Source organism: Nostoc sp. C052 (genome assembly GCF_013393905.1).
Classification (GTDB): domain Bacteria; phylum Cyanobacteriota; class Cyanobacteriia; order Cyanobacteriales; family Nostocaceae; genus Nostoc.
Window position 1 is genome coordinate 1,172,271 of the sequence record NZ_CP040272.1, and the last position, 25,088, is coordinate 1,197,358.

Sequence of the window (25,088 nt, forward strand, 5' to 3'; positions counted from 1 at the left end):
GGGTCAAGAGTTCAGGATCGGACTTGAGACTCTTGACTACGAATTTTAGATTTTAGATTAAAAGAATTTTGGGGTTTATCCCCGCCCCTTGCAGGCGAAATGAATCTAAAATCTAAAAGACGCTCCTACCGCTATCGTCAATCTAAAATCCCAAATTAGCTGACTTACAACTAGCCTTCGGTGGCCTTTTTCTTTGCAGCCGTCGTTGATGATTTAGCAGTTGACTTAGTAGTTGACTTAGATTTGGAACTCGTTGATTTACCTGTTTTGCGAGTCGATTTCCCAGTCGATGCCTTAGCTGCCAGCAAGTTCAACGCCGCCGTCAAAGTTATATCTTCTACCGTTTGACCTTCTGGGATACTTACATTAGTTTTGCCATGCTTGATGTAAGGGCCATAGGGGCCATCGTAGATATTGATTGTTTCCCCGTCCTCTGGATGCGTACCCAGTTCGCGTAAGGCTGCCTTGGACTTGCTGTTGGTGGAACTGCGTCCCTTTTTGGGTTCGGATAACAATTCCAATGCACGTTCTAGGCTAATTGCCAATACATTATCAGCAGCTTTTAGGGAGCGGTAGTCTTTTCCTTCTTTACCTTGGTCATGAACCACGTAAGGGCCAAAGCGTCCCAAACTTGCTTGGATTTTGCCCCCAGTTACGGGATGAACTCCCAATGTCCGGGGTAGTGCCAACAGACCAACAGCCATTTCCAGGGTAACGGTTTCTGGGGTGACACCTTTGAGTAAGGAAGCTTGTTTCGGTTTGGGATTTTCGTCGGTTTTATCACCCAATTGGACGTAGGGCCCGTAAGCACCAATTTTCACATAAATCGGTTCGCCAGTTTCGGGATGCCGACCTACCTGGTCAGGGCCAGTGATTTTTTGCCGCAGCAGTACTTCTACCTGTTTGGGGTCGAGGTCAGCTGGTGTCAGGTCTTTGGGAATTGAGGCGGTGATCACCCCCTCACCGTTTACGACTTCGATGTAGGGGCCATATTTTCCAATGCGGACTTTGGCATCTAGATTCTCTAGTTCTACAGTCCTAGCTTTGGTGGCATCAATTTGACTTTCCCGTTCTCTAACTAGGGTTTCCAGCCCTTTTTCTCCTAGATAGAATTGCTGCAAGTAGGGCAGCCATTTCGCTTCACCTGTGGCAATGTCATCAAGGGTTTGCTCCATCTTCGAGGTAAAACTAGGATCAACGATGTCTGGAAAATGTTTTTCCAGCAAGTCGGTGACAGCGAAAGCGGTGAAGGTGGGAATGAGGGCGTTAGTCACCAAATGGGCATAACCCTTATCGATGATAGTGCCAATGATGCTGGCGTAGGTACTGGGACGACCGATACCTTCGCTTTCTAATGTTTTCACCAAAGAAGCTTCGGTGTATCTAGCTGGCGGTTGAGTTTCGTGCCCAACGGCTTCTAGCTCTGTACAATTCGGATGATCTCCCACTTTCAGATTCGGCAAGATTACTTCTTGGTCTTCCAGTGCTGCTTCTGGGTCATCTGAGCCTTCGACGTATGCACGTAGGTATCCTGGAAATTCAATCCGTTTGCCAGAAGAACGGAATCCAGCATCCTCGACTTGTAATTGCACGGTAATTTGAGTTTGGCGAGAATCAGCCATTTGACAGGCAACAGTCCGCTTCCAAATCAAATCGTAAATAGCAAGTTCTCGACCGCCTAAAGCAGTTTCTTGGGGGGTGCGAAAGGTGCTACCTGCTGGACGAATTGCTTCGTGTGCTTCTTGTGCGCCTTTGGATTTGGTGGTGTATTGCCGGGGTTGGGGACTAAGGTATTGTTGACCGTAGAGCTTTTCTACACAACTGCGAGCAGCTGCGATCGCTTGATCTGACAAATGCACCGAATCTGTCCGCATATAGGTAATATACCCTTGCTCGTACAAATTCTGGGCAACCCGCATCGTGTCACGGGCTGAGAGGCGCAGTTTCCGGTTAGATTCTTGTTGCAACGTCGAAGTTGTGAACGGTGGCGACGGTTTGCGCGTCACAGGGCGTTCTTCGATGTCGTTAACATTCCAGGTTTTCCCAGTTAGACGTTCCTTGAGGGCTACCGCTTGTTCTTCGTTGAGCAACAAGACATTGCGACCTGCGGTAATTTCTCCAGTCGTTGCGTCAAAATCGCTACCATTAGCGATTTTGGTTCCTCCCAGTGTTACCAACTGGGCAGCAAAGGGGGTTTTTTCCTTTGACAAACTGGCTTTCAAATCCCAGTATGTACCCTCATGGAAAGCGCGGCGTTGACGTTCCCTAGTGACTAAAAGTCTCACAGCTACAGATTGCACTCGCCCAGCAGATAATCCCCAGGCGATTTTTTTCCATAGCAGGGGAGACAGGGTATAGCCGACAAGCCGATCTAAAATCCGCCGGGTTTCTTGAGCGCGAACCAACTGCTCATCAATATTGCGGCAGTTTTTCAACGCTTTTTTAATCGCCTCTTGGGTAATTTCGTGAAACACCATCCTCTTAGTGGGAACCTTCGGCTTCAGCAGTTGGTATAAATGCCAACTAATGCTTTCACCTTCCCGGTCTTCGTCCGTTGCCAGAATCAGTTCATCGACATCCTTGAGGGCATCTTTCAGCTGGGTAACAATTTTCTTTTTGTCTTTCGGGACAACATATACCGGTTCAAAGTCGGCGTCCACATTTACCCCTAGCTGCGCCCATGATTCCCCCTTGACGGCAGCGGGAATTTCACTAGCCGATTGGGGTAGGTCACGCACATGACCCATAGACGCCTCCACCCGATAGCCTGCTGGCAGGTAGTTGCGAATGGTACGAGCTTTGGTTGGAGATTCGACGATGACGAGAGTTGACATGGAAATTTCAATAAAAAGAAGAGCTACTAAGCCAAACAGTCAAATTGAGGTAACTTTTGCAAATTGTCAAGATAAATGGTCACGCTTAGGGCGGTGATTTAATCCTCACATAAACTGCCTGCTTGGGAGAAAATTCGCTGAACTTATTGCCCAGTCTGTCCCAGAGGATAAATGAGGGTACGCTGGGTCTGAATTTCCAGCTATTTTAATCTTTAACTTATCTAACGCATAATTGGCGACTACAGTTTTTAAATTTGGGGACTGGGGATTGGGGACTAGGGAAATGAGGGAGACAAGGGAGACTAGGGAAATGAGGGAGAGAAGGGGACAAGGAGATAAACAAAGCTCCTAACTCTTGTACAGACAAAGATTTTTCGCGTCTCTACTCTTAACTCCTAACTCTTAACTTTTAACTCCTAACTCAGCACTACGAACGCCCAATTCCCATTTAATAGAGCTTGTGCCAAAATTAAATCAAAATTGAGAGCAAAAGCGAAGTGGGATTTGTACCCATGTCAGGAAAGCAAAACTATGCAACCAATTCGTCAGGGTGATGTGATCTTACTACCTGTGCAGCAGGTTGAAGGACAAAAAATACCTCATTTAACTTTGGCAGAAGGCGAAGTTACGGGTCATAAACATCGGATTACTGAAGGCGAGGCGGAATTATTGGAAAAAGATAGCACACTTTACTTACGTGTTTTTTCAGATTCGGCATTGCTAGCTCATGAGGAGCATAAAGCTATTTCTATTCCCCAAGGTGACTGGATGGTGAAAATTCAGCGAGAATACGAGCCTGAAGGTTGGCGTTATGTCGCTGATTGAAAAGTTAACGCCTGAGCAAGAGGCTTTGATTCCAGTTTATCGGGAGAAGTGGAGAGCGATCGCGCTTTCAACTGAGCGGATTGATCACAAAAAAGCGGCCAAAGCTGTGAGGGTTGCTTATGCAGCGATTAGCAAGAAAGAGCCTGAGATTATTTTTTGTGATAGTTCTTATGCTGGCTTACAAATTTTGATTCAGAAACAATTGGAGTTAGATATAAACAAAGATTTACTTAACTTTATTTTCCCACGTTTGACAAATAAAAATAACGAAGTTTTATATCAACTCAACACGGAACTCCTAAACAAGTTGGCTATCTTACGAGTAAATTTTATTACTCAAGATTATGTATCAATAGAGGAATTAAAAATTAAAACTCAATTCAAAAAAAATCTTCATAGCCCTTGGTTAAAATCACAATGGTTAGCCAGTAGTTGTTGTTGGGTAGAGTTTTATGTTTCGGTCTTAAATTGTTCTTACAACCAAATTAGATGGCAAGTTTTGCAGTCTTTAGCGAAGTATTGTGGCTGGATTTTATTTTATGAAAACGTTTGTATTATCTGCGATCGCCCCCTTCACCTGCGCTTCGACAATGAAAATCGCCTCCACGCTGAAGGCGAACCCGCTATTGAATTTACTGATGGATATAGCCTCTACTCCTACCACGATGTAACCTTACCTGAAAAATACGGGAAAATCCACCCGCAGCAATGGCAAGCTGAATGGCTTTTATCAGAGGAAAATGCCGAACTACGGCGAGTACTAATTCAGGGTACCGGTTACGCTAGAATCTGCCAAGAACTACAAGCTATTGAATTAGATACTTGGCAAGAATACACGTTATTAAAAATTGATGCTGATGTTGATGAAGAACCAATTTATTTATTAAAAATGACCTGTCCTAGTACAGGATTTATTCATGCCTTGCGAGTTCCGCCGAATATGAACTCAGCGCGTGAAGCAATTAGCTGGATAAATTGGGGTGTAGATCCAGAGACATTTGGTGTGCAAACATAATTGATTGTTTAAGAGACTTTTCCCATTTAGAAATTGTTCAGCGATCGCTACCCAATTTCTTGATAAAATCGCCATGTTCGGCAGATTGCAAACCTGCTTGTAAAACCTTTAACACACCCTGCATATTACCTGCTAATAACTCTGTCGCCGCTAACCACAACCCTGGAAATACCCGACTTTGCAAAACGCCTTCATTGTCAGGTATTAATTCCAGATATTCACCCTGTTCCAGAGAAAACCAAGTCAATTTTTGGTCTAAAACTTGCCAAACAATATATTCTTTGACACCGTTGCGACGATAAGCCTGTTTTTTGCCATGAAGATCGATAGCCGCACTACTAGCAGCAATTTCCACAACTAACTCTGGCGCACCTTCAATATAATCATCTTCACTCAGCCGCGTTTGACCACCGGCTTCTGGTAGAATCAACAGAACAACATCGGGTTGAGGTTCGTTATCTAAGTCTAAGCGGACGGTAGGTTCAACTCCCAACGCTATACCAGGAGTTGCAGCTTCGTAAGTACCAAGGTATGTCAAAATCCAACCATGCGGTTGAGCGTGACTTCGGAAACGCAGAGCAGCTGGCATAATATAAGCAATCCCTTCGATTAATTCAGCTTTTTTCAGGTTAGGGGTGGCATTATAGCGACGCTCAAATTCGTAGCGGGTAAGTTTATCGCCATTTTCCAAAGGAGGAATTGTCCAAAGCTGGGAGGGTGTTTTCACCATAATTCTTGTACTGAAAATGAGCTTGTTTACATCCTAGCGGTTCGCAGCGCTATAAATATTCTAGCTAGTACTTGTAAATAGCCAGATTGAAATAGTTTGCAATAATAACCAAGCATTTAAACTACCAATTACAATCGCAACTAACCACGATAAAATTTTCAGCCACCAAGGATTGACAAATTCACCCATTAAGTGACGATTACTCGTAAACATGACCAAAGGCACTACCGCAAACGATAGCTGTAAACTTAAGATCACTTGACTGAAAATCAGTAAGCCACCTGTACTTTTTTCTCCCAAAAGAATAATTGAAATTAATGCTGGGATAATGGCAATTGATCTAGTTAATAATCTACGTAGCCAAGGTTTTAGACGCAGATTTAAAAATCCTTCCATGACGATTTGCCCTGCTAAGGTAGCAGTCAAGGTTGAACTTTGTCCAGAAGCAAGTAATGCCAAGCCAAAAATGGCGCTGGCGGCATTCACACCTAATAAGGGAGAGAGCAATTTATAAGCATCTTGAATTTCTGCAACATCCCGATAACCAGAAAAATGAAAAGTTGCCGCCGCAATAATCAAAATTGCTGAGTTGATAAACAAGGCGAAACATAAAGCAACTGTAGAATCGATTGTGCCAAACTTAATTGCTTCCCATTTCTTTTGGGATGTTGATTCCCAATCTCGCGTCTGCACAATTGATGAGTGTAGATACAAATTGTGTGGCATTACTGTTGCCCCCAAAATGCCAATAGCAATGTAGAGCATTTCTGGATTTTGTACAATTTCTAGTTTGGGAACAAATCCTAATAAAACTCCGCCCAAATCAGGACGCGAAAAAATGATTTCTGCTGTGAAACAAACGCCTACAGTTGCTACGAACAAGATTACCAAAGCTTCTGTATAGCGAAAGCCTTTATTTTGTAGCAGCAATAATACAATTACATCTAGTGCTGTGATACACACGCCCCAACCCAAGGGAATGCCAAAAAGGAGTTGCAGCGCGATCGCACTTCCCAAAACTTCTGCTAAGTCACAGGCTGCGATCGCTATTTCACAAAGTACCCATAACCCGAAATTAACACGCGGGCCGAAGTTATCTCGACAAGCCTGCGCTAAATCTCGCCCCGTTGCTACTCCCAACCGCACACACAGAGATTGCATTAAAATCGCCATCAAGTTGGAAAGCATAATCACGGTTAGCAACGCATAACCAAATTTAGCTCCGCCTGCTAAGTCAGTTGCCCAGTTACCAGGGTCCATATACCCTACAGATACCAAATATCCTGGCCCTCCATAAGCCAACATCTTGCGCCAGAAGCTTTTGGTGTTAGGAATTTTAATGCTGCGGTGAACTTCAGGTAGGCTGGGCTTCCTGGCTGGTTTTTCTGGGAAGGGCATTTGTTTACACTCTCAAACTTTCATAATTCTCTCATAATTATAGGAAACACTGACAAGAATAACTACTGTCGCAAGACTATAAATTTTAATATCCACTAAATATTAGTAGAAATATTTAACAATCAACCTAGATTTTGTGTTGATATAGATTCTCGTTCTTAAATTATCAACTTGTAAAAACTTCTTTTTTTAATTACATTTGAATAAAGGCTAATATATCCAATAAGTTACTAGCCTCCATAGAAAAAATGAAGCAAAAAATACATTCAGAATCTTCAGATTGTTGCAACTGTCAACACGATCACCACGAGAATCATAATCACAATCATGATGAGAATCATAACCATGACCACAATCACGAACACGGTGGAGAATTCAATCTGAAAAATGAGGTATTGCCTTTAGTTGTGATTTTAAGTTTATATGGAACTGGTATAATTTTTGAAACTCAATTACACAATACGTTTTATTCAATAGGTGAATATCTGCTTTTTATCCCTGCCTATTTATTAAGTGGATGGAGTGTGTTAAAAACTGCTGGGCGTAATATCCTCAGAGGCAGAGTATTTGATGAAACCTTTTTGATGACAGTAGCAACATTAGGTGCGATCGCAATTCATAAATTACCTGAAGCTGTCGGAGTAATGTTATTTTATAAAATTGGAGAATTGTTCCAAGATATTGCTGTCAGTCGTTCTCGTAATTCGATCAAAGCATTATTGGAAGTCCGCCCAGATTATGCCAACATCCAAATAGAGGGAGAACTCAAAAAAGTATCACCAGAAACAGTCAATATTGGAGATATCATCGTTGTTAAACCAGGAGAAAAGATTCCCTTAGATGGCGAAATTATCGATGGTAATTCGCAAGTTGATACATCCGCATTAACTGGAGAATCTGTACCGCGAACGGTGAGGTTAGGTGAAACAGTTTTGGCTGGAATGATCAATAAAATGGGAGTTCTCAGCATTAAAGTCACAAAACTCTTTGACGAATCTTCCATTGCCAAGATTTTAGACTTGGTGCAAAATGCCAAAAGTAAAAAAGCAGAAACAGAAAAGTTTATTACTAAATTTGCCCGATATTATACACCAATTGTAGTTTTTACATCTCTAGCAGTTGCAATATTACCTCCTTTATTTATTCCGGGTGCAACCTCTTCCGAATGGGTTTATCGTGCCCTAATCTTACTAGTTATTTCCTGTCCGTGTGGACTCGTTATCAGTATTCCATTAGGTTACTTTGGAGGTGTGGGGGGTGCAGCTAGACGTGGTATTTTGGTTAAAGGTTCTACTTTTCTGGATACTTTAAATGCAGTCAATACAGTTGTTTTTGATAAAACTGGAACATTAACTAAAGGGGTATTCAAAGTAGCCAAAATAGTACCATTAAATGGCTGGAATGAACAAGAATTACTGCAACTAGCTGCCAAAGTAGAATCGCACTCAAATCATCCCATCGCTCAATCTATCCGCAAAGCCTATGGCGGAAAAATTGATGAATTTGAGGTGAGAGATTATGAAGAGATTGCAGGTTATGGAATTAGAGCCAAGGTTGAAAATAGGGTAGTGATAGCAGGAAGCGATCGCCTACTCCACAAAGAGAATATTGCTCATGATAATTGCCAGCTAGAGGGAACAGTTGTTAATTTAGCAGTGGATAATATTTACGTTGGGTATATTGTCATTGCTGATGAACTCAAAGAAGATGCAAGACAAGCTATTCAAGCACTCAAGCTAATGGGTGTAGAAAGAACAGTAATGTTGACTGGAGATAATCAAGCGATCGCTTCCCGAATTGCCGAACAGCTAGGCATAGATGCTTACGAAGCAGACTTATTACCAGAAGAAAAAGTTAATGCCATTGAGAAATTACTCAGCACCGCCGGCAAGCATGGTAAAGTTGCCTTTGTTGGGGATGGTATTAATGATGCGCCAGTGATTGCTAGAGCCGATGTTGGGATGGCAATGGGTGGTTTAGGTTCAGATGCAGCCATCGAAACTGCTGATATTGTCATCATGACAGATGCGCCATCAAAGGTAGCAGAAGCAATACAAATCGCCAGAAAAACAAGGCAAATTGTTTGGCAAAATATTGGCTTTGCTTTAGCAATTAAAGCTGTGTTTATTGGATTGGGTATTTTCGGTATAGCGACAATGTGGGAAGCTGTCTTTGCTGATGTTGGAGTAGCATTGCTGGCAATTTTAAATGCAACTAGAGCGATGAAATAAAATTTTTGGAAAATCGGGAATTTGTAGTTGGTAAATTGTAGTAGTTAAACTATGAGTACATTGGACTCATATTTTACTACCCAAGAATAGCACCTATGAATTCATCAATCAAAGGCATTGCTACAGCTACTTTAGCTTTATTACTAAACTATTCAGCAAACCCAGCCTTTGCACTACCCCAAAAAATCAATCATCCAATTATTGTTGCTAAATCGCAATTATTAACAAATACCTTGATTGTTCCTGGCGAACGAGTGGGGCCAATAACGCGCACAACCACCAAGCAAGATTTAGTGAAGCTTTTTGGTGCATCCCATCTCGTTGATAAAACCATTTCCGGTGCTGAAGGAATAGGGAGTTTCGCTGCTACTCAGGTAAACCTAAATCAGGGGCGATCGCTCTTGGTAGTCTGGAGTGATAAGACTCGTACCAAACCTCTAGATGTGCGTAACCTGGGTTCAGCTTGGAAAACCCGCGAAGGTATTGGAGTAGGAATACCTTTGAGTGAGTTACGCAAGAAATTAGGTAACTTTAAACTCTATGGATTGGAGTGGGATTACGGCGGTACTATCTTGCTGGATAGTAGCAAATTATCCCGTTATCAAGGCAAACTCATTTTACGAGTAGATGCTGCTCCCAATGCTTCTGAAAAGTTCCCCAATGACTACCAATCAGTGTTAGGAGATAGTACTTTTTCCTCCACCAATCCCCATTGGAAACCTTTGGGAATTAGGCTAGCAGAAATTATCGTTGTATTGAATCCTAGTGAGCAATGATCGACTGCTAAACATCTAATTTGCTGGCTTAGGCAAAAGCGGACTATCTAAACCAGATTTTTATACTAGGTCTGGAAGTGGTAAATTACTTTTATAAGAAAATACATAAGTTACATCTATCGTCAGAATGATGTTTCAGCTATTGAAACAAAAGGCGATCGCCCTGATTGCTGCATCGACATTCTGGCTACTCCTATTGAGTAAAGATTATTCCCTCAAAAAGTAATTTAATGTCCGCTGAACAGCACTTAGAGCATAAACGCCAAGCATTAGAACAGCAGTCTGATTTACTGAGAGAGAAGGAAAAAAGGCTACGGTGTGATTTGGCGATCCAGGCAAGCACAGCCATTCGCTTCCAATTAGAAAAGCAAATTGAACAAACTGAAACAGAACTGAACGAATTGGCTCAACAGCTTGATGCACTCGAACAAGCTTTGTCTACTGGACGGCTCTACCGTGCTTTATTAAAATTGGGCTATCGCAAGCAGGCGCAAGCATTTCGGAGGTTTATTGAAGCTCATTCAGTAGCAGCTTTTCTGATCCACGGCTCACTATATTATGGTCAGCGCTGGTTGTTAAATCGGTTAGTGATTCAACATGTTCCCAACATCACCACGGGAAAAATTGTGAGAATTGAACTCAGTCGCATTGCCCGGAGGAGTGACAGTGCTGCTTTGTGGCGTGAACTTGGTGGTAGAGTCGGTTTAGGCAGACAAAGCTCAAATTTGGAAATTGCCGAACGAGTTTATCAATGGTGGCGAACTCAAAATGTCTTACTAATTATCTATGATGTGGATTGTCTCTCAGAAGATTTTCTGGAGGAGATTATCAGGGATTTCTGGCTCCCACTGGCTGCCAAAGTTAGGGAAACAACTTCGCAAGTTAATCAATTTAAATTACTAATGTTCCTAGTGGATTATGACGGTTGTGCAGGTCGTTGGAATATTCCTTTTGTCGAAAAGCTCGAACCAACATCAAAGCCACATAACCCTGTCAAGCTACCTGAGATTACCGAATTTTCTGAGTATGAACTGACTAACTGGCTGGAGTTTGCGGCGGATGAACTGCCAACTAAACTGATAGACGAGGTAGAAGAAACGATACAAATTATACTGAAAAACAGTGATATGGTATTCCAGAACGCGCCTTGGGAGAAATTTGTCACCTGTCTGGCTGTAATTGGTATGAACAAGAGGAAAAATGGTTGAGGCTGTAGGTAGACCATTTCTAGAATATACAGGTAAAGTTCAGCCTCAGTTAGGAGAAAGAGGCGCGAACGGACAGCTTTTATATCCCTATTTTCCTAACCCCGAACTGGTAGAAGCGGTAAACTTGGCGATTTACTTAGAACGCCCCTTACTACTGAAGGGAGAACCAGGATGTGGTAAGACTTTACTAGCAAGTGCAGTTGCCTACGAGCTAGGTTTGAAATTAGAAGCTTGGTATGTTAAATCCACCAGTCGAGGGCGGGATGGATTGTATAACTACGATGCCGTGGGGCGGTTGCGGGATGCCCAACTTGCAACCTCCAATCGTCTAACAGCAGAACAAATCCTGCGAATTGATGACCCGACTACCTCTACCTATGTACGCTGGGGACCATTAGGACGGGCATTTCAGCAGGAGCAGCGCACAGTGGTGTTAATTGACGAAATTGACAAAGCTGATATTGATTTTCCTAACGATCTGCTATTGGAATTAGACCAAAAACGATTCATCGTAGAAGAAACAGGTCAGGAAATTAAAGCCAAGGCGGCGCCCATTGTTTTGATCACTAGCAATGATGAGAAAGATTTACCAGATGCCTTCTTGCGCCGATGTTTGTTTCACTATGTGGAATTTCCCAGTCGTGAGCGGTTGATCCAAATTGTTAATGCTCTGTTTCCTACTTCACCCCAAGATTTGATAGATAAAGCTATAGTTCGCTTCTTGCTTCTGCGGGAAGAAATGCGAAAAGATAAAGGTGAGGCTGGCAAAAAAGTAAGCACCAGCGAATTAATTGACTGGTTTCGCGTTCTGCGCCGTTATCCTGAAGATGAAGCTTTGGCAAAACTGGATGGCAAGATCCCTTATGCTGGCGTGTTGCTGAAAAGTTGGGATGACCATATACGCTATTTGAGACAGAGCCGTGGACGTGAATGATTTGCCTTTACTGGAACTGTTCACTAAGCTGCGCGAGGCTGGCTTACCACTCGGTATTGACGAGTATCAGTTAGTTTTGCAAGCAATGCAGGCTGGCTTTGGAATTAACGACCAAGCTGCTTTGAAGCGTCTGTGTCAGACTTTGTGGATCAAATCTACAGAGGAAATGCAGTTATTTGAGCATCATTTTGAGCAAGTGATGAGCAGCAAGGCTGTCTTGGCAACCTCGTCAACATTGGCTATGACAATTCGGCAGCGTCAGCTTTCTCAAATAAATCGCTATGTAGCTTTAGCAGGAGCTTGCATTATAGGAGCCGGGATTGTTTGGGGGATAACAAGCAGAAATCAAAATCAGACTACCAAAGATTCAGCAATTCCATCTCAGTCGCCCGGATTAATTAATCCAACTCCAACTCCAGGAACTAATCCTAGCGCGACTACAGCACCGCAGACGAATCAAATCCAAAACAAGAGTAATTGGGAAACGATCGCCCCATTTATAAGTCTAGCTTTTAAAGTAGTTGGAGTAGGGTTAGCTTCCGCATCTGTCTTAACTACATATACAATTATTGGATGGCTGACTCAGCGACTATCTAAACAAACAGCCAATGATGATAGCTCCCTTCTGCAAGAAACTAAAGACTCAGATATTTCTTCAAGTTTGACTCAAGTAATTGAAGATGAAGTGCAAGTCGCTCAAGCAGTTTTGCAAGCAACCAGCAGGAGCGACCAAAATTCTTACAATCAGTTTATTCTTTCTTTCGACTACCTACCTGTAACTCAACGGCAGATGAAGCAGATGTGGCGGTACTTGCGCCGGATGATCCGGGAAGGTATGCCAACTGAATTGGATGTGGAAGCAACAATCAAACAAATTGGATACCAAGGCACTTTTTTAGAACCTGTAATCGTACCGCGTCGGGTAAACCGAACTGAATTGCTGTTACTTATTGACCAAGATGGGTCAATGATACCGTTTCATTCTCTATCACAACGCTTGGTAGAAACTGCTCTTCGGGGAGGACGCTTAGGAAGATCCAATATATATTACTTTCATAACTGTCCAGTAGAATATCTTTACCAAGACCCTAATCATCAACAAGCTGAACTGATTGAAAATGTTTTAGTCCAATTGCGTCAAGAACGAACTGTTGTACTCATCTTTAGTGATGCAGGTGCGGCTCGTGGTGGTTTTAATCCAGAACGTATTGATTTAACTGGGGCATTTGTGAAACAACTCGAGCAATATATTCGCTATATTGCATGGCTGAATCCAATGCCGCGATCGCGTTGGCTTGGTACTACAGCTGGAGAAATTGCCCATCTAATCCCGATGTATGAAGTCAACCGCCGAGGTATGCAAGATGCAATTGATGTCTTGCGCGGACGCTCTCCGAACTTTCAGGAGCGGATAAAATGAGTAAAATCAGACCTGAAGTTGCTAACCGACGCATCGAGTCTTTTAAAAAACGTTTTGGAAAAGCCCACTTGTATTTGGCTTATCATGCGGCTTTTCCCTTAGCGCTCACACCCGATTTGTTATATCGTTTGTGGGCTAACTTCCAGTACGATATTCATGGTCAAGTGCTAAGTATCCCTTGGGTAAGTGTAGCGGATATACTGCTTTCTAGCCTATGCGACGAAGTCGGGTATGAACTCTACGAGATGGATTTAGCAATACGAAAGGAACTGCTTAAATCCTTGAAGGAAGACCCAGATTTTGATAAACAGCGACTTGATGAACTTGCTAACTTTCTACTCGATTACATCCACCTACAACTTCGTAACGACGATCCTGATATTAAAGACCTTGCCCAATCTCAACGATGGACTGCGTTAGCTTATGTACTTCCTAATGAAGCAGTTCGCGAACTAGCATTGACTTTATCAAAATTGGATCAAAATCAAGATCAAGCAGAAATATTACGATTAGCCTCATTTGTAGAAACAGTTGCCGAACCACTAGCAGATTTTGAAGCATTATTAATATATACCCGTGGAATGGGAAGCTTAATTCGTGGTGATTTAGAAAGCGCAAAAACTCAGTTTACAAGAGTTAAGATTTATCAAAATCAAATCCAGGTAGCTGGAATAAATTTACTCATTCCTGAAGAAATTATCAAAGTAACAGGGCATTCTCTAAATGACGTTAGACGTTCGGAAAAACAAAAAGCTCCGACTTCAATTATTAAAACATTTAGTAGCCAAGCAGTGAGTAGACAAAAGTTAATTAACAATCGCGAGACTTCATCTAGTAGATTTAACTTTAGCAGAGTAATTTTTGTAAGTTTGCTTATAACAGGTTTTGTTGCAGGGATTAGATGGTTGGGAATACTGGAAAATATAGAAATTTCAGCCTATGACCAGATGATGCGATCGCGCATTGCGGAAGGGCTTGATTCCCGACTGTTGATAATCACAATTGACGATGACGATCTGGCGACTCAAAGACAAAATGGTGAGTCTTTCATCGGAGCATCGATTTCCGAAAAATCTCTCAATAAACTCCTGGCAAAACTGAATCAATACCAACCCCGTGCGATCGGCTTAGATATCTACCGTGATTTTTCTGCCAAAGAACCAGATTTAATTACTCGTCTCCAACAAACTCAAAACTTGATTGGTGTATGCAAGGGGAGTGATAGTACAGGAAATATCAAAGGCATTAAGCCACCCCCAGAAATCCCCCCAGGAAATTTGGGATTCAGTGACTTTATTCACGATCGCGATGGCGTGATTCGTCGGCAACTTCTGTTTATGAATCAGGAGACAACATCTTTGTGTTCTGCTCCTTATGCCTTCAGCTTACAACTAGCCTCCCTCTATCTGCGCCCTTTAGGAATTCAAACAAAGTTCACCCCTGAAGGAAATTTGCAACTGGGTAAGACTATTTTTCCGAATTTGAAATCTCGCACTGGCGGCTATCAAAATATTGATGCTAATGGTGGTCAAATCTTACTCAACTACCGTTCTTCAAAAGAGATAGCCGAACAGGTGAAGCTAACACAATTTTTAGCTAGTCCAATTAACCCCAGTGCGATCAAAGACCGAATTGTTCTCATTGGTGTAGTGGCAAAGGGAGATTCTCCAGATACTTGGCCGACACCTTATGGCGTTCTTTTAGATGAGCAAATGCCAGGAGTGCTGGTACAAGCGCACATGATCAGCCAGATCCTTAGTGCAGTCCAGGATGGGCGACCATTGCTGCAAACTTGGTCATTGTGGATTGAGGTGGTCTGGATTTGGGGCTGGTCATTATTGGGTGGGTTGTTGGCATGGCGCTTTCAGCATTTACTCTATCTCACCCTGGGAAGTGGAATAGCGATCGCAATTCTGTATATCTCTTGCTATGGTCTTTTAATATCGGGTGTTTGGGCCCCGTTTGTTCCACCAGTAATAGCCTTAATAGTTGCTGGCGGAAGCATAATACTCGTAAAGCTTCAACCTCCATCGGCTAATAAAATAATCATCTCGCAAGAATAACCTATCCAATAATCTATATTAAATATCGCATTCAACACCCACTGTATGACAAACCAAACTTTTACCAACGGTTATGCATTACTCATTGGCGTAGGTGCTGATTTACCAGTCACAGTTAAAGATGCAACCGCTTTACGAGATATACTGATTGACCCAAGTCGCGCCGCCTATCCATCAGAACAAGTCACACTGCTAACCGAAACCTCTGCAATTCGGCAAAACATCCTTGCAGCTTTTGACCAAATCATCGCTCAGGTTAATCAAAATCCTGATGCAACTGTCATCATTTACTACTCTGGTCACGGTGGACGCATCCAACGCACCAATGAATACTTCCTTGTACCGTTCGGCTATGACCCTAGTCAACGCGCAGACACAGCTATCTCAGGTGTAGAATTTACCCAAAAGATTGAGGCGATTACAGCACGTAAACTCGTAGTTTTATTAGATTGCTGTCATGCAAGTGGCGTTCCAGCTTTGAAGGAACCAGGAGAAACCTTTGTAAAATCGCCCTTACCACCGGAACTGTTAAATGTGCTGGGAACAGGAAGCGGTCGAGTTGTGGTTGCTTCCTCACGACAAGACGAATATTCTTACACGGGTCAACCCTACAGTGCTTTTACAGATTGCTTGGTGGAAGCTTTGCAAGGTAAAGCAGCCGTGAATAAGGATGGATATGCACGTATTCTTGATATTTTAGTTTACTTATTTGACCAAGTGCCAAAAAGAGCATCAGGGCCGCAGCACCCGTTTGTAAATAAAGTGTTGGATTTGGGCGATAATTTTCCCCTTTGTTATTACGCTGGTGGAAGTAAATTTTTATCTGGTGAAGCAGCAACTATTGAAACTAGTCCGCCTGCTACTAGTTTAACTGCTGGACAACGACGGCGATCGCAACAAAAACTAGACGCACTTCAGGCAGAATTTGACATCCGCAGCGAGAAGTTTAAGCAGATGAAGAAAGCTGTAGCTATTGAGGCTGGTACGGCAGTTAAGTTTCAATTAGAACAGCAACTTCTTGATGAAGAGGCAAAACTGGCATATCTTAACGATGAACTAGATAAACTTGAGTCTGCATTACAATCATGAGACTTATGTAAATATACAGTTATTTGGTGCATGGAAATTAGGATTTCCCCACCCAGAAAACAAGGAAAATAGAGATATTCAGTTAATTGGTGTTGGTTTATACTATTTCAAGTTTTTGTAGTCGTTATACTCATAACTTAGGTTCTACCTGGGAATTAGGAAGTGGCTTTGCCACTTCTTTTTATTTATTTGGTAGCCCAGTAAAAAATAAATTAAAAGTTAAAAGTAACTTTATTGAGCCTTTAAACTTTATTGTTATGTCATTTTACAAAATACCTGCTAAACGTACATTGGTAAGGGCATACATCTGTACACCCCTACAAACGATTAATTGTTGCAAAGATTGTTGACAATGGGATGAGATAGTGTTTGTTTAATTAGCCAGACGTAATTCTGGTCAATTAAACATGATGTTAGTCATTACTCATTTTATCTTGCCATCTCTCACGCTTGAGCTTGCTCTCCACATCATGCGATCGCGCTTCTTTCCAAGTCCCCCACATTAAGGATTGCTGTTTTTCAACATGGTTAATAAACTGCATAATTGAGTGATCTGCTTTGATGGGAGTTTTCAAATCAAACTGAATTGTTTGGAGAATCTTAATGTCACCCATGAGAAAGTACTTGGCTACAATCTTAGTCAGCCATAGCATAATTCGATTGCATGAGAAACCAAAAATTCCTTTACGTTTTTTAGTCATCAGCACAACTTGACCTTCAGTTTTTCCCCCTTGATGGAGGCGAACTGCAACCATCATGTGGATATGGAAGAAATCTGGGCCAAGTGTCACAATGCCAATGCTACCGTACCAATAGCAAATACTGTAAGTTATGACATTTTTGTAGAAAAGACGGATGAGCTTAATGAAAAAGGAATTGTCTTTGATGGGTGTAGTATTACTGAAGATAATAGCATTTTCGTTAAGTTCCTGTCTTTCAAAAATAATCTCTACTGGCAGTTTGTGAACTGTATTGAGATGTTGAGCATCAATGGCATTAATCATCACCACGTTGGGATGACAGTTCATCACAAAATGAGAATGAATGGCGACATCACACTCTTTTTGTTCCAACTCTGGAACAAAAGGTAAGGGTTGTTGTGGTATTTCTCCAGTCCAAACCCAAATCATCCCGTACTTCTCAGCAGTAGGCCAAGTTTGTAATTGTAGAGAAGGTGGTGTATCTAAACATGGGATATTAATACACATTCCCTCAGCATCAAACTTCCAGTGGTGGAAAAAACAACGTAGTGCATTACCTTCAATTTTACCCTCAGCAAGGTGAGCGCCCATGTGTGGACAGTAGGCATCAAAGGTAACTACCCTTTTGTCTTTACCACGGTAAATTACTAATTCTTTACCCAAAATCGTGACAGGTTTTACTTCACCCACCCGCAGATTTTGAGAGGGTATTACCCAATACCATCCCTCAATAAAACGTTCTGGATTATTGAAAATTTTAGCTTTACGGATTGAGCTAGAAGTCTGCGAGTTGAGATTCATTTTATGGTTTCACTTGAAGTGAAGCAGTTGATCTAGAAGTAACATGGGAACTCTAAAAAAACAGTTACTTTCAGTACCATGAGAAACAGCTACCCAATAAATGAATAAAAATCATCAGGTAAAATCTTGAAAAATATTATTAAAAATGTCAAAATTATGCCAATTTAATATCAGCTAAATTCCAAAAATACATTTAGACTCTATATTTGAATATTTAAAACTTAGTAAAATCTCTAATTAGATAAAAAGTTGCAATACTAATGATAATATTTTGCTTAACTCTCAAACAACTTAATGTATAGCAAAATATGTAATAATAATTACAAGAGTTAGGGAAGTCTACCATGTTAACTCAAGATAAAAAACTGCTTTTAATTGGTCAGGTAACAGATTTAACTGGAATACCCATTAGGACAATTCGTTATTACGAGAGTTTAGGCTTAATCAATTCATTAAAACGAACAGAGGGAGGCTTTCGCCAGTTTTCGTTGGATGTGCTAACTCGTCTGGCATTCATTAAAAGGGCACAAAATCTTGGTCTTAGCCTAGAAGAGATTGGAAATATTCTTCAAGTCTACGATCAAGGGCAGACTCCCTGCGGTGAAATCAAAGAAAAACTTGAAGAGAAGGTCTTGCAGATCGATCGCCAAATAGATCAGCTGTTAACTTTACGCTCTGAAATCAAGGGGTTACTTTCAGGCTGGAAGAATATCAGCAACCACAATGAGGAGACAATTTGTCCGATTATTCAAAATACTCCTCAGCGCTGTTAGCGGTAGCCGTGGGTTGAGCCAGTGCTGAGATATCAAAAATCAGAAATGAAGTTTAAGTAATTTCTCTATTATCCACTCAGAAATTAGGACTCAGAATTTTTATAGAGAAGAAACCACCACAACTCTAGTCCAATTAAGGCTAAACCTGCGATCGCAACACCAACTTTCAAGCCCAAAGGTTGCTCAATGCGCTGGAATTGGCTGGTTTGCTCTGGCGAGTGGGCTGGCATTTCTGCGAATGCTACACTTGATGTGCCAGTGAGAAGCACTAAAGCTATCAGGCTTCCCCAAAGCATTTTTTGACTGAACATTTGCTAAATTACCTTGCAATTATGAGCTAATTTTTGGTTGAAAGTTACGCAATCTCAGGGCGTTGCTAACAACAGAGAGCGAAGAAAGAGCCATTGCAGCACCGGCAATAATTGGATTGAGTAACCAACCAAAAATGGGAAACAGAATTCCTGCCGCAATGGGAATACCAATGACGTTGTAAATAAAGGCAAAGAAGAGATTTTGCTTGATATTGTTGATGGTGGCACGGCTGAGTTGAATTGCTGTGACAATTCCTTGCAAATCTCCAGAAATTAAGGTGATATCGCTAGCTGCGATCGCCACATCTGTTCCCGTCCCAATGGCAATTCCCACATCAGCCTGTGCTAAGGCTGGCGCATCATTGATGCCATCACCTACCATTGCGACAATTTTAGATTTTGGATTTTGGATTTTGGATTTGGGAAATTTCTTTATCTCTCCTTGTAAAGATTGGATAATTGCCGCTTTCTGATCTGGACGCACTTCAGCAAAGATTCGCTGAATGCCAACTTGTAGAGCGATCGCATCAGCAGTTTTACGATTATCTCCAGTGAGCATTACTACTTCTAAACCTAACTTCTGTAAGGCTTTCACCACTGCTGCTGACGAAGGTTTGAGGGCATCGGCAATACCCATTATTCCTTGTAGTTCGCCATCTACAGCAATCAAAATAACTGTTTTACCTGCGGCTTCCCAGGCATCTTTATACTGCTGGAGACTTATGGTGTTAATTCCAAGTTCTGTTAACCAGCGTTGTGTACCAATTTGCACAAGCTGATTTGCAACAACTGCTTGGACACCACTACCTGTATTAGCTACGAAGTTCTTTGCATCTATTAAACTCACTTCTTGAGACTGGGCGTATTTTACAACCGCTTCCGCTAAAGGATGCTCAGAATTGCGTTCTACCGTTGCTGCCAACTGTAAAAGCTGGAGTTCATTACCATTAGCTGTGCCGTTGACAGTTACAAAGTCTGTAACTGTCGGTTTCCCTTGAGTCAAAGTGCCGGTTTTATCTAAAACGATGGTTTGAATTTTGTGTGCTAGCTCTAAGCTGTCCGCACCCTTAATCAAAATGCCATTTTCTGCACCTTTGCCTGTCCCCACCATTACAGAAGTGGGGGTAGCTAAACCCAAAGCACAAGGACAAGCGATAATCAGTACACCGACCGTTGTCATTGTTGCGAGGGTAAGATTGCCAGTGAAATTAAACCAAATGACAAAAGTGGCGATCGCAACGGCAATCACAGCTGGTACAAACCATCCTGTCACCTGATCTGCCAAGCGCTGAATAGGTGCTTTAGAACCTTGCGCTTGTTGCACTAGTTTGACAATTTGAGCCAAAAATGTATCATTTCCGACTCGTGTCACCCGAAACTGAAATGCACCTGCACCGTTAATTGTCGCCCCAATTACCTCATCTCCTGGCTGCTTTTTAACTGGCAAACTTTCACCAGTTACCATCGCTTCATCTACCGTCGAAGCGCCTGCAATTACCTCGCCATCTACCGGAATCTTTTCACCGGGACGCACCAAAATCACATCGTTGATTCTGACTTCGGCAATGGGAACATCAATTTCTCTACCATCACGGATGACTCTGGCATCTCTAGCTTGCAGTCCGATGAGTTTGCGGATAGCTTCAGAAGTTTGTCCCCTAGCGCGATTTTCCAATAATCGCCCCAGCAAAATTAAGGTAATCACAAAGGCGGCAACTTCATAATAAAGATGAGGTATCAAGCCTTGAGCAATCAAAAATTTTGGGAAAACAGTGACAAATAAAGAATATAGATATGCTGCACTTGTACCCAAAGCAATCAGGGTGTCCATCGTCGCCGTATGGCGCTTGAGGGATTTCCAGCCATTGCGGTAAAAAGATCCACCACACCAAAAGATGACGGGTGTTGTCAGCACTAACTGCACCCAAGGATTTTGCAGAAAGCTGGGAATTAAAGGTAAGTTCAGCCCAGTCATCATGGGGAACGACCCCAAAAGTAGGAAAATGCTGATTACACCTCCCACTACTACCTTGAGGGAGAGTTGGCGTTGTAATGCTTGCCTACTCGCTTTTTCCGCATCATCTTCTTGGGAGAGTAATTCTTCTTGGAGTGAGTCAGAAGAGTATCCCGCAGATGCGATCGCACTTTGGATTTTCTCTAAATTTGCTAAAGAGCGATCGTATTTGATGGTAGCTTGCTCTGCTCCAAAGTTAACGTTGCACTCAATTACCCCAGAAACAGAGCGAATCGCCTTTTCGATGTTATTAGCACAAGCGGCACAACTCATGCCTCGAAGTTTGAGCGTGAGAGTATCCATGTTGGGGGTTGGGGATTGGGGATTAGGAATTTGAGATTGGGGATTGGGGATTAGGGATTGGGGATTAGGGATTGGCAATTGGTCATTCTCCCAGTACCCAGTACCCATCCCCCAATCCCCTTAAGCAACTGGATAACCAGCAGCAGCCAACGCTTCCTTAATTGCTGTTTCTGATGCTTGAGTTTCTACATTAACCAGCTTGGTTGTTGGATCAGCCTGAACGCTAGCATTGGCATCGACTGCCTGAAGTGCTTGGGTGATCTTGCTTGCACAAACAGAACAAGACATGCTGGGAACTGTGAGTTGGAGAGTCATAGATTTACGGGATAAAATGAACAACCTTGCCAGACCAAGCTGGATGATTGAGACGTATCCCTCACACATCAGAAATTTCTGGTTGAGGGTCGCCTTGAATTCATCCTAGACTCTCTAGCCGGCTGGAGAGTCTAGAGATTTTTAAAAGTTTTTCGCTAAACTTCAAATTTCTTTACAAGTAACTTATATCTTGCACCAGGCGACTAAAAGTCGCGGCTACACAGACAAAACCTGCCTCCGCAGGTTGAAAATCCTTGATTTTGCGTTAGTCCGCGTAGGCAGACGAAAGTTTGTGTAGCCGCGATTTCTAAGACTCTGTTGGCTAATTAATAGGGGGTCTAACCCATTATTCCTGATTACTCTGATTTGAGTCCGTTTCAACGGACTTGAACTATTAGCCCGAAATTTATTTCAGGGCAGGAAAGCAACGCCAAACCAAGGTTTTAGGGGTGAGGGGTCAAACCCACCGTGAATTGACCAACAGTATCTTTCTAATCGCTAGGGGTAGGTGCAAGATGAGAGGTAACCGTTGTATTGTACAAAATACAACGTACTACAAAACGCTTGTCATCCAATGAAAGTGTGTGTTATGAAAGCGACATAAATACATCAGGGGAGCAATGCGATTTTGTTAGATAATTACAAAGAAAGTGCGAATCATAGAACATTCCACATAAATCAGACTATTGAAAATATTTACAGTACAGGCACAGTTTTAGGGCAAAACGGGGAAGTTCACAAACTACACTCTGCAATTGATCGCGAAGAGGGTGAGTTTTTATCAAAAATTATTCGTAATGATCCTAAAATTATAAAAACCCTGGAAGTTGGCTGTGCCTATGGGCTTTCATCCCTACACATTTGCTTAGGTATCCAAGAACGCGTTGGAGCTTCCCATACCATCATAGATCCATTCCAGTATATTCATTGGGATGGGGTTGGTATAAGGAATTTAGACGAGGCTGGAATTGACTTTTTCGATCTCATTCAAGTCAAGTCAGAATTTGCACTGCCACGCTTATTAGAAGAAAAGGAAGGTCAGTTCGACTTGGTTTTCATAGATGGTTGGCACACATTTGACCATACGCTCATAGATGCTTTCTATGCTTCCCGTCTACTCCGAGTTGGAGGATATCTTGTTGTTGACGATGTTTCTTTCCCAGCTGTGAAACGTGTAATTGATTTTTTGAAAAACTATCCCTGTTATGAGGAATATGATTCCTTGGATGGTGAGGTGTCGAAATCATGGAAAAAGATAATTGCAAGGAGGCTAATGTCTCCGATTAATCAAAGAACTTGGTCTCAGATTCTCTTACCAAGCCTCTATCGAAGAATATTTGACGATCGGGTAACGCGAATAGTGGCACTGCAAAAGACCCAAGAAGATACCCGCAATTGGAAATGGCACAATGATGCATTCTAGAGATTAATACAGCTAACAAGGCACTGCACCGGAGAATTTATTTTTGCCTTCGTAAAATCGCTCGGAAATGGTTGCCGATCAAAAATACAACGTACTACAAAACACTTGTCATCCGATGAAAGTGTGTGTTATTAAGGCTATATAACCACATTAGTCAGAATTAACCTGTTGTTTTCCCCACAGTTCTGGGAAAACAACCGTCCGCACTACTTGAGACGCGGCTGCTGAACCCAAGTCTCCCTATCTCTTCACAACCAAGGGTCTTTTTTAAGACTCTATTTGGAGTTTTCATGCAGCCAAAAAATCTCAAACGTCTCCTGCGTGCTTTAGAGCGGCAAGGTTTAGATGTAACTTATAGCGATCGCACTTATTCAGTCCGTTTAGTTAATTCTCCTGATGCGCCTGTAGCAGAAGTGCTATTACCAGAAGACTTCCCCGTTGAAGCTAAGGCATTAAAGCAGTTAGCAAATTTAGCAAGCGTCCGCCACCCATTAGGTGGATGTGTTTGTCGTGCTTGTGCTACGCCTGACTTTCACCCAGGTGATGCTGGTGTTGCCATTGGTTCAGTCATCGAAACTATGGGTCAAGTCATCCCTGGTGCTGTCGGTTCTGACATCAATTGTGGGATGCGCCTGCATGTTGTTGATTTGACAATCGACGAATTCCTCGCAAAGCGCGACCAATTCGTAGAACGGATGAAGGGCGATTACTTCTTCGGTACGCGTGATGTGACGATGACTGCTCAAGCAATGCGATCGCTATTTCAATACGGTGTTCCTGGTTGGCTAGATGCCATGCTAGATCAGCCTACGGGGAGTGTAGTCAAGTCTGATTTGCAGCAACTTGCCCAAGAGAGCGATCGCATTTTCTTAGGTGGTTCAATGGATGGTGACTGGAAACTTGCGCCGGAAGAATTAGTTCCCGATGCTGGACTAGTACGCGATGGCGGACTGGCAACCATTGGCGGTGGTAATCATTTTGTCGAAGTGCAACGAGTTGATAAAGTCGAAAATCGCTCACTTGCCCACGCTTGGGGAGTGCGTGAGGGACAGCTAGCTTTTATGATTCACTCTGGTTCTCGAAATGTGGGTAAGTATATCGGCGGAATGTGGCGAGATAAAGCTAAGGCGACTTGGCAAAAAGGTCTCAAGTATCCTGATTCTCAAATTTTTCCTCTCTCTACTTATTCTCACCCGGAACTAGTTGCCAGTTACCTGCAAGCTGAGGCCACTGCTGCTAACTATGCTTTTGTCAATCGCCTGCTGTTAGCAGAATTGCTACGTCTGCGTTTGCGTGAAGTATACAAAGATGTGGAAGCACCTCTAGTTTATGATTTGCCCCATAACATCACCTTGCCAGAAGGTGAAGGATGGGTAACACGCAAAGGCGCTTGTCCCGCCCATATAGGACAACCAGTGATTATCCCTGGTTCAATGGGTGCTTATTCTTATCTGATGGTGGGTAGAGGCAATCCAGCATTTTGTAATTCCGCGTCACATGGGGCGGGAAGAATTCGTTCTCGCTTCGATCTCAGTCGCAAAGGTGCATCTCAAAGTGAGTCGGAACTGGGATTAACTGGCGTAGACTGCATTACCCTGCGTGAAGAACGCCGAATTGAGGAAGCACCTGCTGCCTACAAACCGATTCAGTCTGTGATTGATGTGCAAGTTGAGGCAGAAATGGTAGATGTTGTAGCACGATTAAGTCCAGTGCTGACGTTTAAGGCCTAGCTACTAAATAAAAAGCCCCTGGTTCACATCCAGGGGCATCCATCTTTATTCCCTCATCTAGAATCGCATTTGTGAAGCTATAGTAAATCCGTATTAATGCAATAAACACATAGAATCGATGATTATTTTGCAATTAACTAGTTGCGTGGGAATTTCCCAGCCGCATGGATGAGAGCGATGTCAATACCTTTCGG

At 42.5% G+C, this 25,088-nt stretch carries 19 protein-coding genes; 12 read left to right on the forward strand and 7 right to left on the reverse strand.

Going from position 1 to position 25,088, the window contains the following annotated elements; all coding sequences use genetic code 11:
- Positions 1 to 170: 170 nt before the first annotated feature.
- Entirely contained in the window at positions 171 to 2,834 is a 2,664-nt protein-coding gene (gene topA / locus FD723_RS04935) for a type I DNA topoisomerase (RefSeq protein WP_179064339.1), read from the reverse strand.
- Positions 2,835 to 3,365: 531 nt separating this feature from the next.
- On the opposite strand from topA, the gene FD723_RS04940 reads away from it, so the two are divergent.
- Together FD723_RS04940 and FD723_RS04945 are read left to right on the forward strand one after the other, a co-directional pair.
- Positions 3,366 to 3,659 (forward strand): hypothetical protein, encoded by a 294-nt coding sequence (locus FD723_RS04940; protein WP_179064340.1) that lies wholly within the window; start codon positions 3,366 to 3,368, stop codon positions 3,657 to 3,659.
- Complete coding sequence (locus tag FD723_RS04945; protein ID WP_179064341.1) at positions 3,646 to 4,674, forward strand: DUF6745 domain-containing protein; 1,029 nt, start codon at positions 3,646 to 3,648, stop codon at positions 4,672 to 4,674. Before FD723_RS04940 ends, FD723_RS04945 begins: the two co-directional genes overlap by 14 nt.
- A gap of 37 nt (positions 4,675 to 4,711) precedes the next feature.
- Here FD723_RS04945 and FD723_RS04950 read toward each other — a convergent pair whose 3' ends face one another.
- Together FD723_RS04950 and FD723_RS04955 are read right to left on the reverse strand one after the other, a co-directional pair.
- A complete protein-coding gene (locus FD723_RS04950; protein ID WP_179064342.1) occupies positions 4,712 to 5,404 on the reverse strand; it encodes a Uma2 family endonuclease in 693 nt (230 codons plus the stop codon).
- A gap of 60 nt (positions 5,405 to 5,464) precedes the next feature.
- Entirely contained in the window at positions 5,465 to 6,802 is a 1,338-nt protein-coding gene (locus tag FD723_RS04955) for an Nramp family divalent metal transporter (RefSeq protein ID WP_179064343.1), read from the reverse strand.
- Positions 6,803 to 7,050: 248 nt separating this feature from the next.
- On the opposite strand from FD723_RS04955, the gene FD723_RS04960 reads away from it, so the two are divergent.
- From FD723_RS04960 to FD723_RS04990, 7 genes are all read left to right on the forward strand, one after another.
- Positions 7,051 to 9,033, forward strand: coding sequence for a heavy metal translocating P-type ATPase (locus FD723_RS04960; RefSeq protein ID WP_179064344.1), 1,983 nt, complete (start codon positions 7,051 to 7,053; stop codon positions 9,031 to 9,033).
- Positions 9,034 to 9,128: 95 nt separating this feature from the next.
- Positions 9,129 to 9,809, forward strand: coding sequence for a hypothetical protein (locus FD723_RS04965; RefSeq protein ID WP_179064345.1), 681 nt, complete (start codon positions 9,129 to 9,131; stop codon positions 9,807 to 9,809).
- Positions 9,810 to 10,039: 230 nt separating this feature from the next.
- The gene (locus tag FD723_RS04970; RefSeq protein WP_256875061.1) at positions 10,040 to 11,017 is read left to right on the forward strand and encodes a hypothetical protein; all 978 of its coding nucleotides are present in this window, start codon (positions 10,040 to 10,042) and stop codon (positions 11,015 to 11,017) included.
- A complete protein-coding gene (locus FD723_RS04975) occupies positions 11,010 to 11,951 on the forward strand; it encodes a MoxR family ATPase (RefSeq protein ID WP_179064346.1) in 942 nt (313 codons plus the stop codon). Before FD723_RS04970 ends, FD723_RS04975 begins: the two co-directional genes overlap by 8 nt.
- Positions 11,938 to 13,371: a hypothetical protein gene (locus FD723_RS04980; protein ID WP_256875062.1), complete on the forward strand. Its 1,434-nt coding sequence runs from the start codon at positions 11,938 to 11,940 to the stop codon at positions 13,369 to 13,371. The genes FD723_RS04975 and FD723_RS04980 overlap by 14 nt, the downstream gene beginning before the upstream one ends.
- Positions 13,368 to 15,434, forward strand: coding sequence for a CHASE2 domain-containing protein (locus tag FD723_RS04985; protein ID WP_179064347.1), 2,067 nt, complete (start codon positions 13,368 to 13,370; stop codon positions 15,432 to 15,434). The genes FD723_RS04980 and FD723_RS04985 overlap by 4 nt, the downstream gene beginning before the upstream one ends.
- 45 nt (positions 15,435 to 15,479) lie before the next feature.
- Complete coding sequence (locus FD723_RS04990; protein ID WP_179064348.1) at positions 15,480 to 16,523, forward strand: caspase family protein; 1,044 nt, start codon at positions 15,480 to 15,482, stop codon at positions 16,521 to 16,523.
- A 413-nt stretch (positions 16,524 to 16,936) separates the two neighbouring features.
- On the opposite strand, the gene FD723_RS04995 is transcribed toward FD723_RS04990, so the two are convergent.
- Entirely contained in the window at positions 16,937 to 18,025 is a 1,089-nt protein-coding gene (locus FD723_RS04995; protein WP_179064349.1) for an aromatic ring-hydroxylating dioxygenase subunit alpha, read from the reverse strand.
- Between the two features lie 344 nt (positions 18,026 to 18,369).
- On the opposite strand from FD723_RS04995, the gene FD723_RS05000 reads away from it, so the two are divergent.
- Positions 18,370 to 18,798 (forward strand): heavy metal-responsive transcriptional regulator, encoded by a 429-nt coding sequence (locus FD723_RS05000; protein WP_179064350.1) that lies wholly within the window; start codon positions 18,370 to 18,372, stop codon positions 18,796 to 18,798.
- Between the two features lie 83 nt (positions 18,799 to 18,881).
- Here FD723_RS05000 and FD723_RS05005 read toward each other — a convergent pair whose 3' ends face one another.
- From FD723_RS05005 to FD723_RS05015, 3 genes are all read right to left on the reverse strand, one after another.
- Complete coding sequence (locus FD723_RS05005; RefSeq protein ID WP_179064351.1) at positions 18,882 to 19,109, reverse strand: hypothetical protein; 228 nt, start codon at positions 19,107 to 19,109, stop codon at positions 18,882 to 18,884.
- A 19-nt stretch (positions 19,110 to 19,128) separates the two neighbouring features.
- A complete protein-coding gene (locus tag FD723_RS05010; RefSeq protein WP_179069033.1) occupies positions 19,129 to 21,426 on the reverse strand; it encodes a heavy metal translocating P-type ATPase in 2,298 nt (765 codons plus the stop codon).
- A gap of 120 nt (positions 21,427 to 21,546) precedes the next feature.
- On the reverse strand, positions 21,547 to 21,741 hold the full coding sequence (locus FD723_RS05015; protein WP_179064352.1) for a heavy-metal-associated domain-containing protein: 195 nt from the start codon (positions 21,739 to 21,741) through the stop codon (positions 21,547 to 21,549).
- Between the two features lie 628 nt (positions 21,742 to 22,369).
- Between FD723_RS05015 and FD723_RS05020 the strand changes: the two genes are divergently transcribed.
- Both FD723_RS05020 and FD723_RS05025 read left to right on the forward strand, forming a co-directional pair.
- The gene (locus FD723_RS05020) at positions 22,370 to 23,164 is read left to right on the forward strand and encodes an O-methyltransferase (RefSeq protein ID WP_179064353.1); all 795 of its coding nucleotides are present in this window, start codon (positions 22,370 to 22,372) and stop codon (positions 23,162 to 23,164) included.
- Between the two features lie 290 nt (positions 23,165 to 23,454).
- Positions 23,455 to 24,894 (forward strand): RtcB family protein, encoded by a 1,440-nt coding sequence (locus tag FD723_RS05025; protein WP_179064354.1) that lies wholly within the window; start codon positions 23,455 to 23,457, stop codon positions 24,892 to 24,894.
- Positions 24,895 to 25,088 lie beyond the last annotated feature (194 nt).

Bases quoted from the DNA above. Each gene is read 5' to 3' on its own strand.
- FD723_RS05025 (WP_179064354.1), top strand. From the start codon at position 23,455: ATGCAGCCAAAAAATCTCAAACGTCTCCTGCGTGCTTTAGAGCGGCAA.
- FD723_RS05010 (WP_179069033.1), bottom strand. From the start codon at position 21,426: ATGGATACTCTCACGCTCAAACTTCGAGGCATGAGTTGTGCCGCTTGT.
- FD723_RS05015 (WP_179064352.1), bottom strand. From the start codon at position 21,741: ATGACTCTCCAACTCACAGTTCCCAGCATGTCTTGTTCTGTTTGTGCA.
- FD723_RS04990 (WP_179064348.1), top strand. From the start codon at position 15,480: ATGACAAACCAAACTTTTACCAACGGTTATGCATTACTCATTGGCGTA.
- FD723_RS04965 (WP_179064345.1), top strand. From the start codon at position 9,129: ATGAATTCATCAATCAAAGGCATTGCTACAGCTACTTTAGCTTTATTA.
- FD723_RS04960 (WP_179064344.1), top strand. From the start codon at position 7,051: ATGAAGCAAAAAATACATTCAGAATCTTCAGATTGTTGCAACTGTCAA.
- FD723_RS05000 (WP_179064350.1), top strand. From the start codon at position 18,370: ATGTTAACTCAAGATAAAAAACTGCTTTTAATTGGTCAGGTAACAGAT.
- FD723_RS04945 (WP_179064341.1), top strand. From the start codon at position 3,646: ATGTCGCTGATTGAAAAGTTAACGCCTGAGCAAGAGGCTTTGATTCCA.
- FD723_RS04970 (WP_256875061.1), top strand. From the start codon at position 10,040: ATGTCCGCTGAACAGCACTTAGAGCATAAACGCCAAGCATTAGAACAG.
- FD723_RS05005 (WP_179064351.1), bottom strand. From the start codon at position 19,109: ATGTTCAGTCAAAAAATGCTTTGGGGAAGCCTGATAGCTTTAGTGCTT.
- FD723_RS04985 (WP_179064347.1), top strand. From the start codon at position 13,368: ATGAGTAAAATCAGACCTGAAGTTGCTAACCGACGCATCGAGTCTTTT.
- FD723_RS04940 (WP_179064340.1), top strand. From the start codon at position 3,366: ATGCAACCAATTCGTCAGGGTGATGTGATCTTACTACCTGTGCAGCAG.
- FD723_RS04975 (WP_179064346.1), top strand. From the start codon at position 11,010: ATGGTTGAGGCTGTAGGTAGACCATTTCTAGAATATACAGGTAAAGTT.
- FD723_RS04950 (WP_179064342.1), bottom strand. From the start codon at position 5,404: ATGGTGAAAACACCCTCCCAGCTTTGGACAATTCCTCCTTTGGAAAAT.
- FD723_RS04995 (WP_179064349.1), bottom strand. From the start codon at position 18,025: ATGAATCTCAACTCGCAGACTTCTAGCTCAATCCGTAAAGCTAAAATT.
- FD723_RS04955 (WP_179064343.1), bottom strand. From the start codon at position 6,802: ATGCCCTTCCCAGAAAAACCAGCCAGGAAGCCCAGCCTACCTGAAGTT.
- topA (WP_179064339.1), bottom strand. From the start codon at position 2,834: ATGTCAACTCTCGTCATCGTCGAATCTCCAACCAAAGCTCGTACCATT.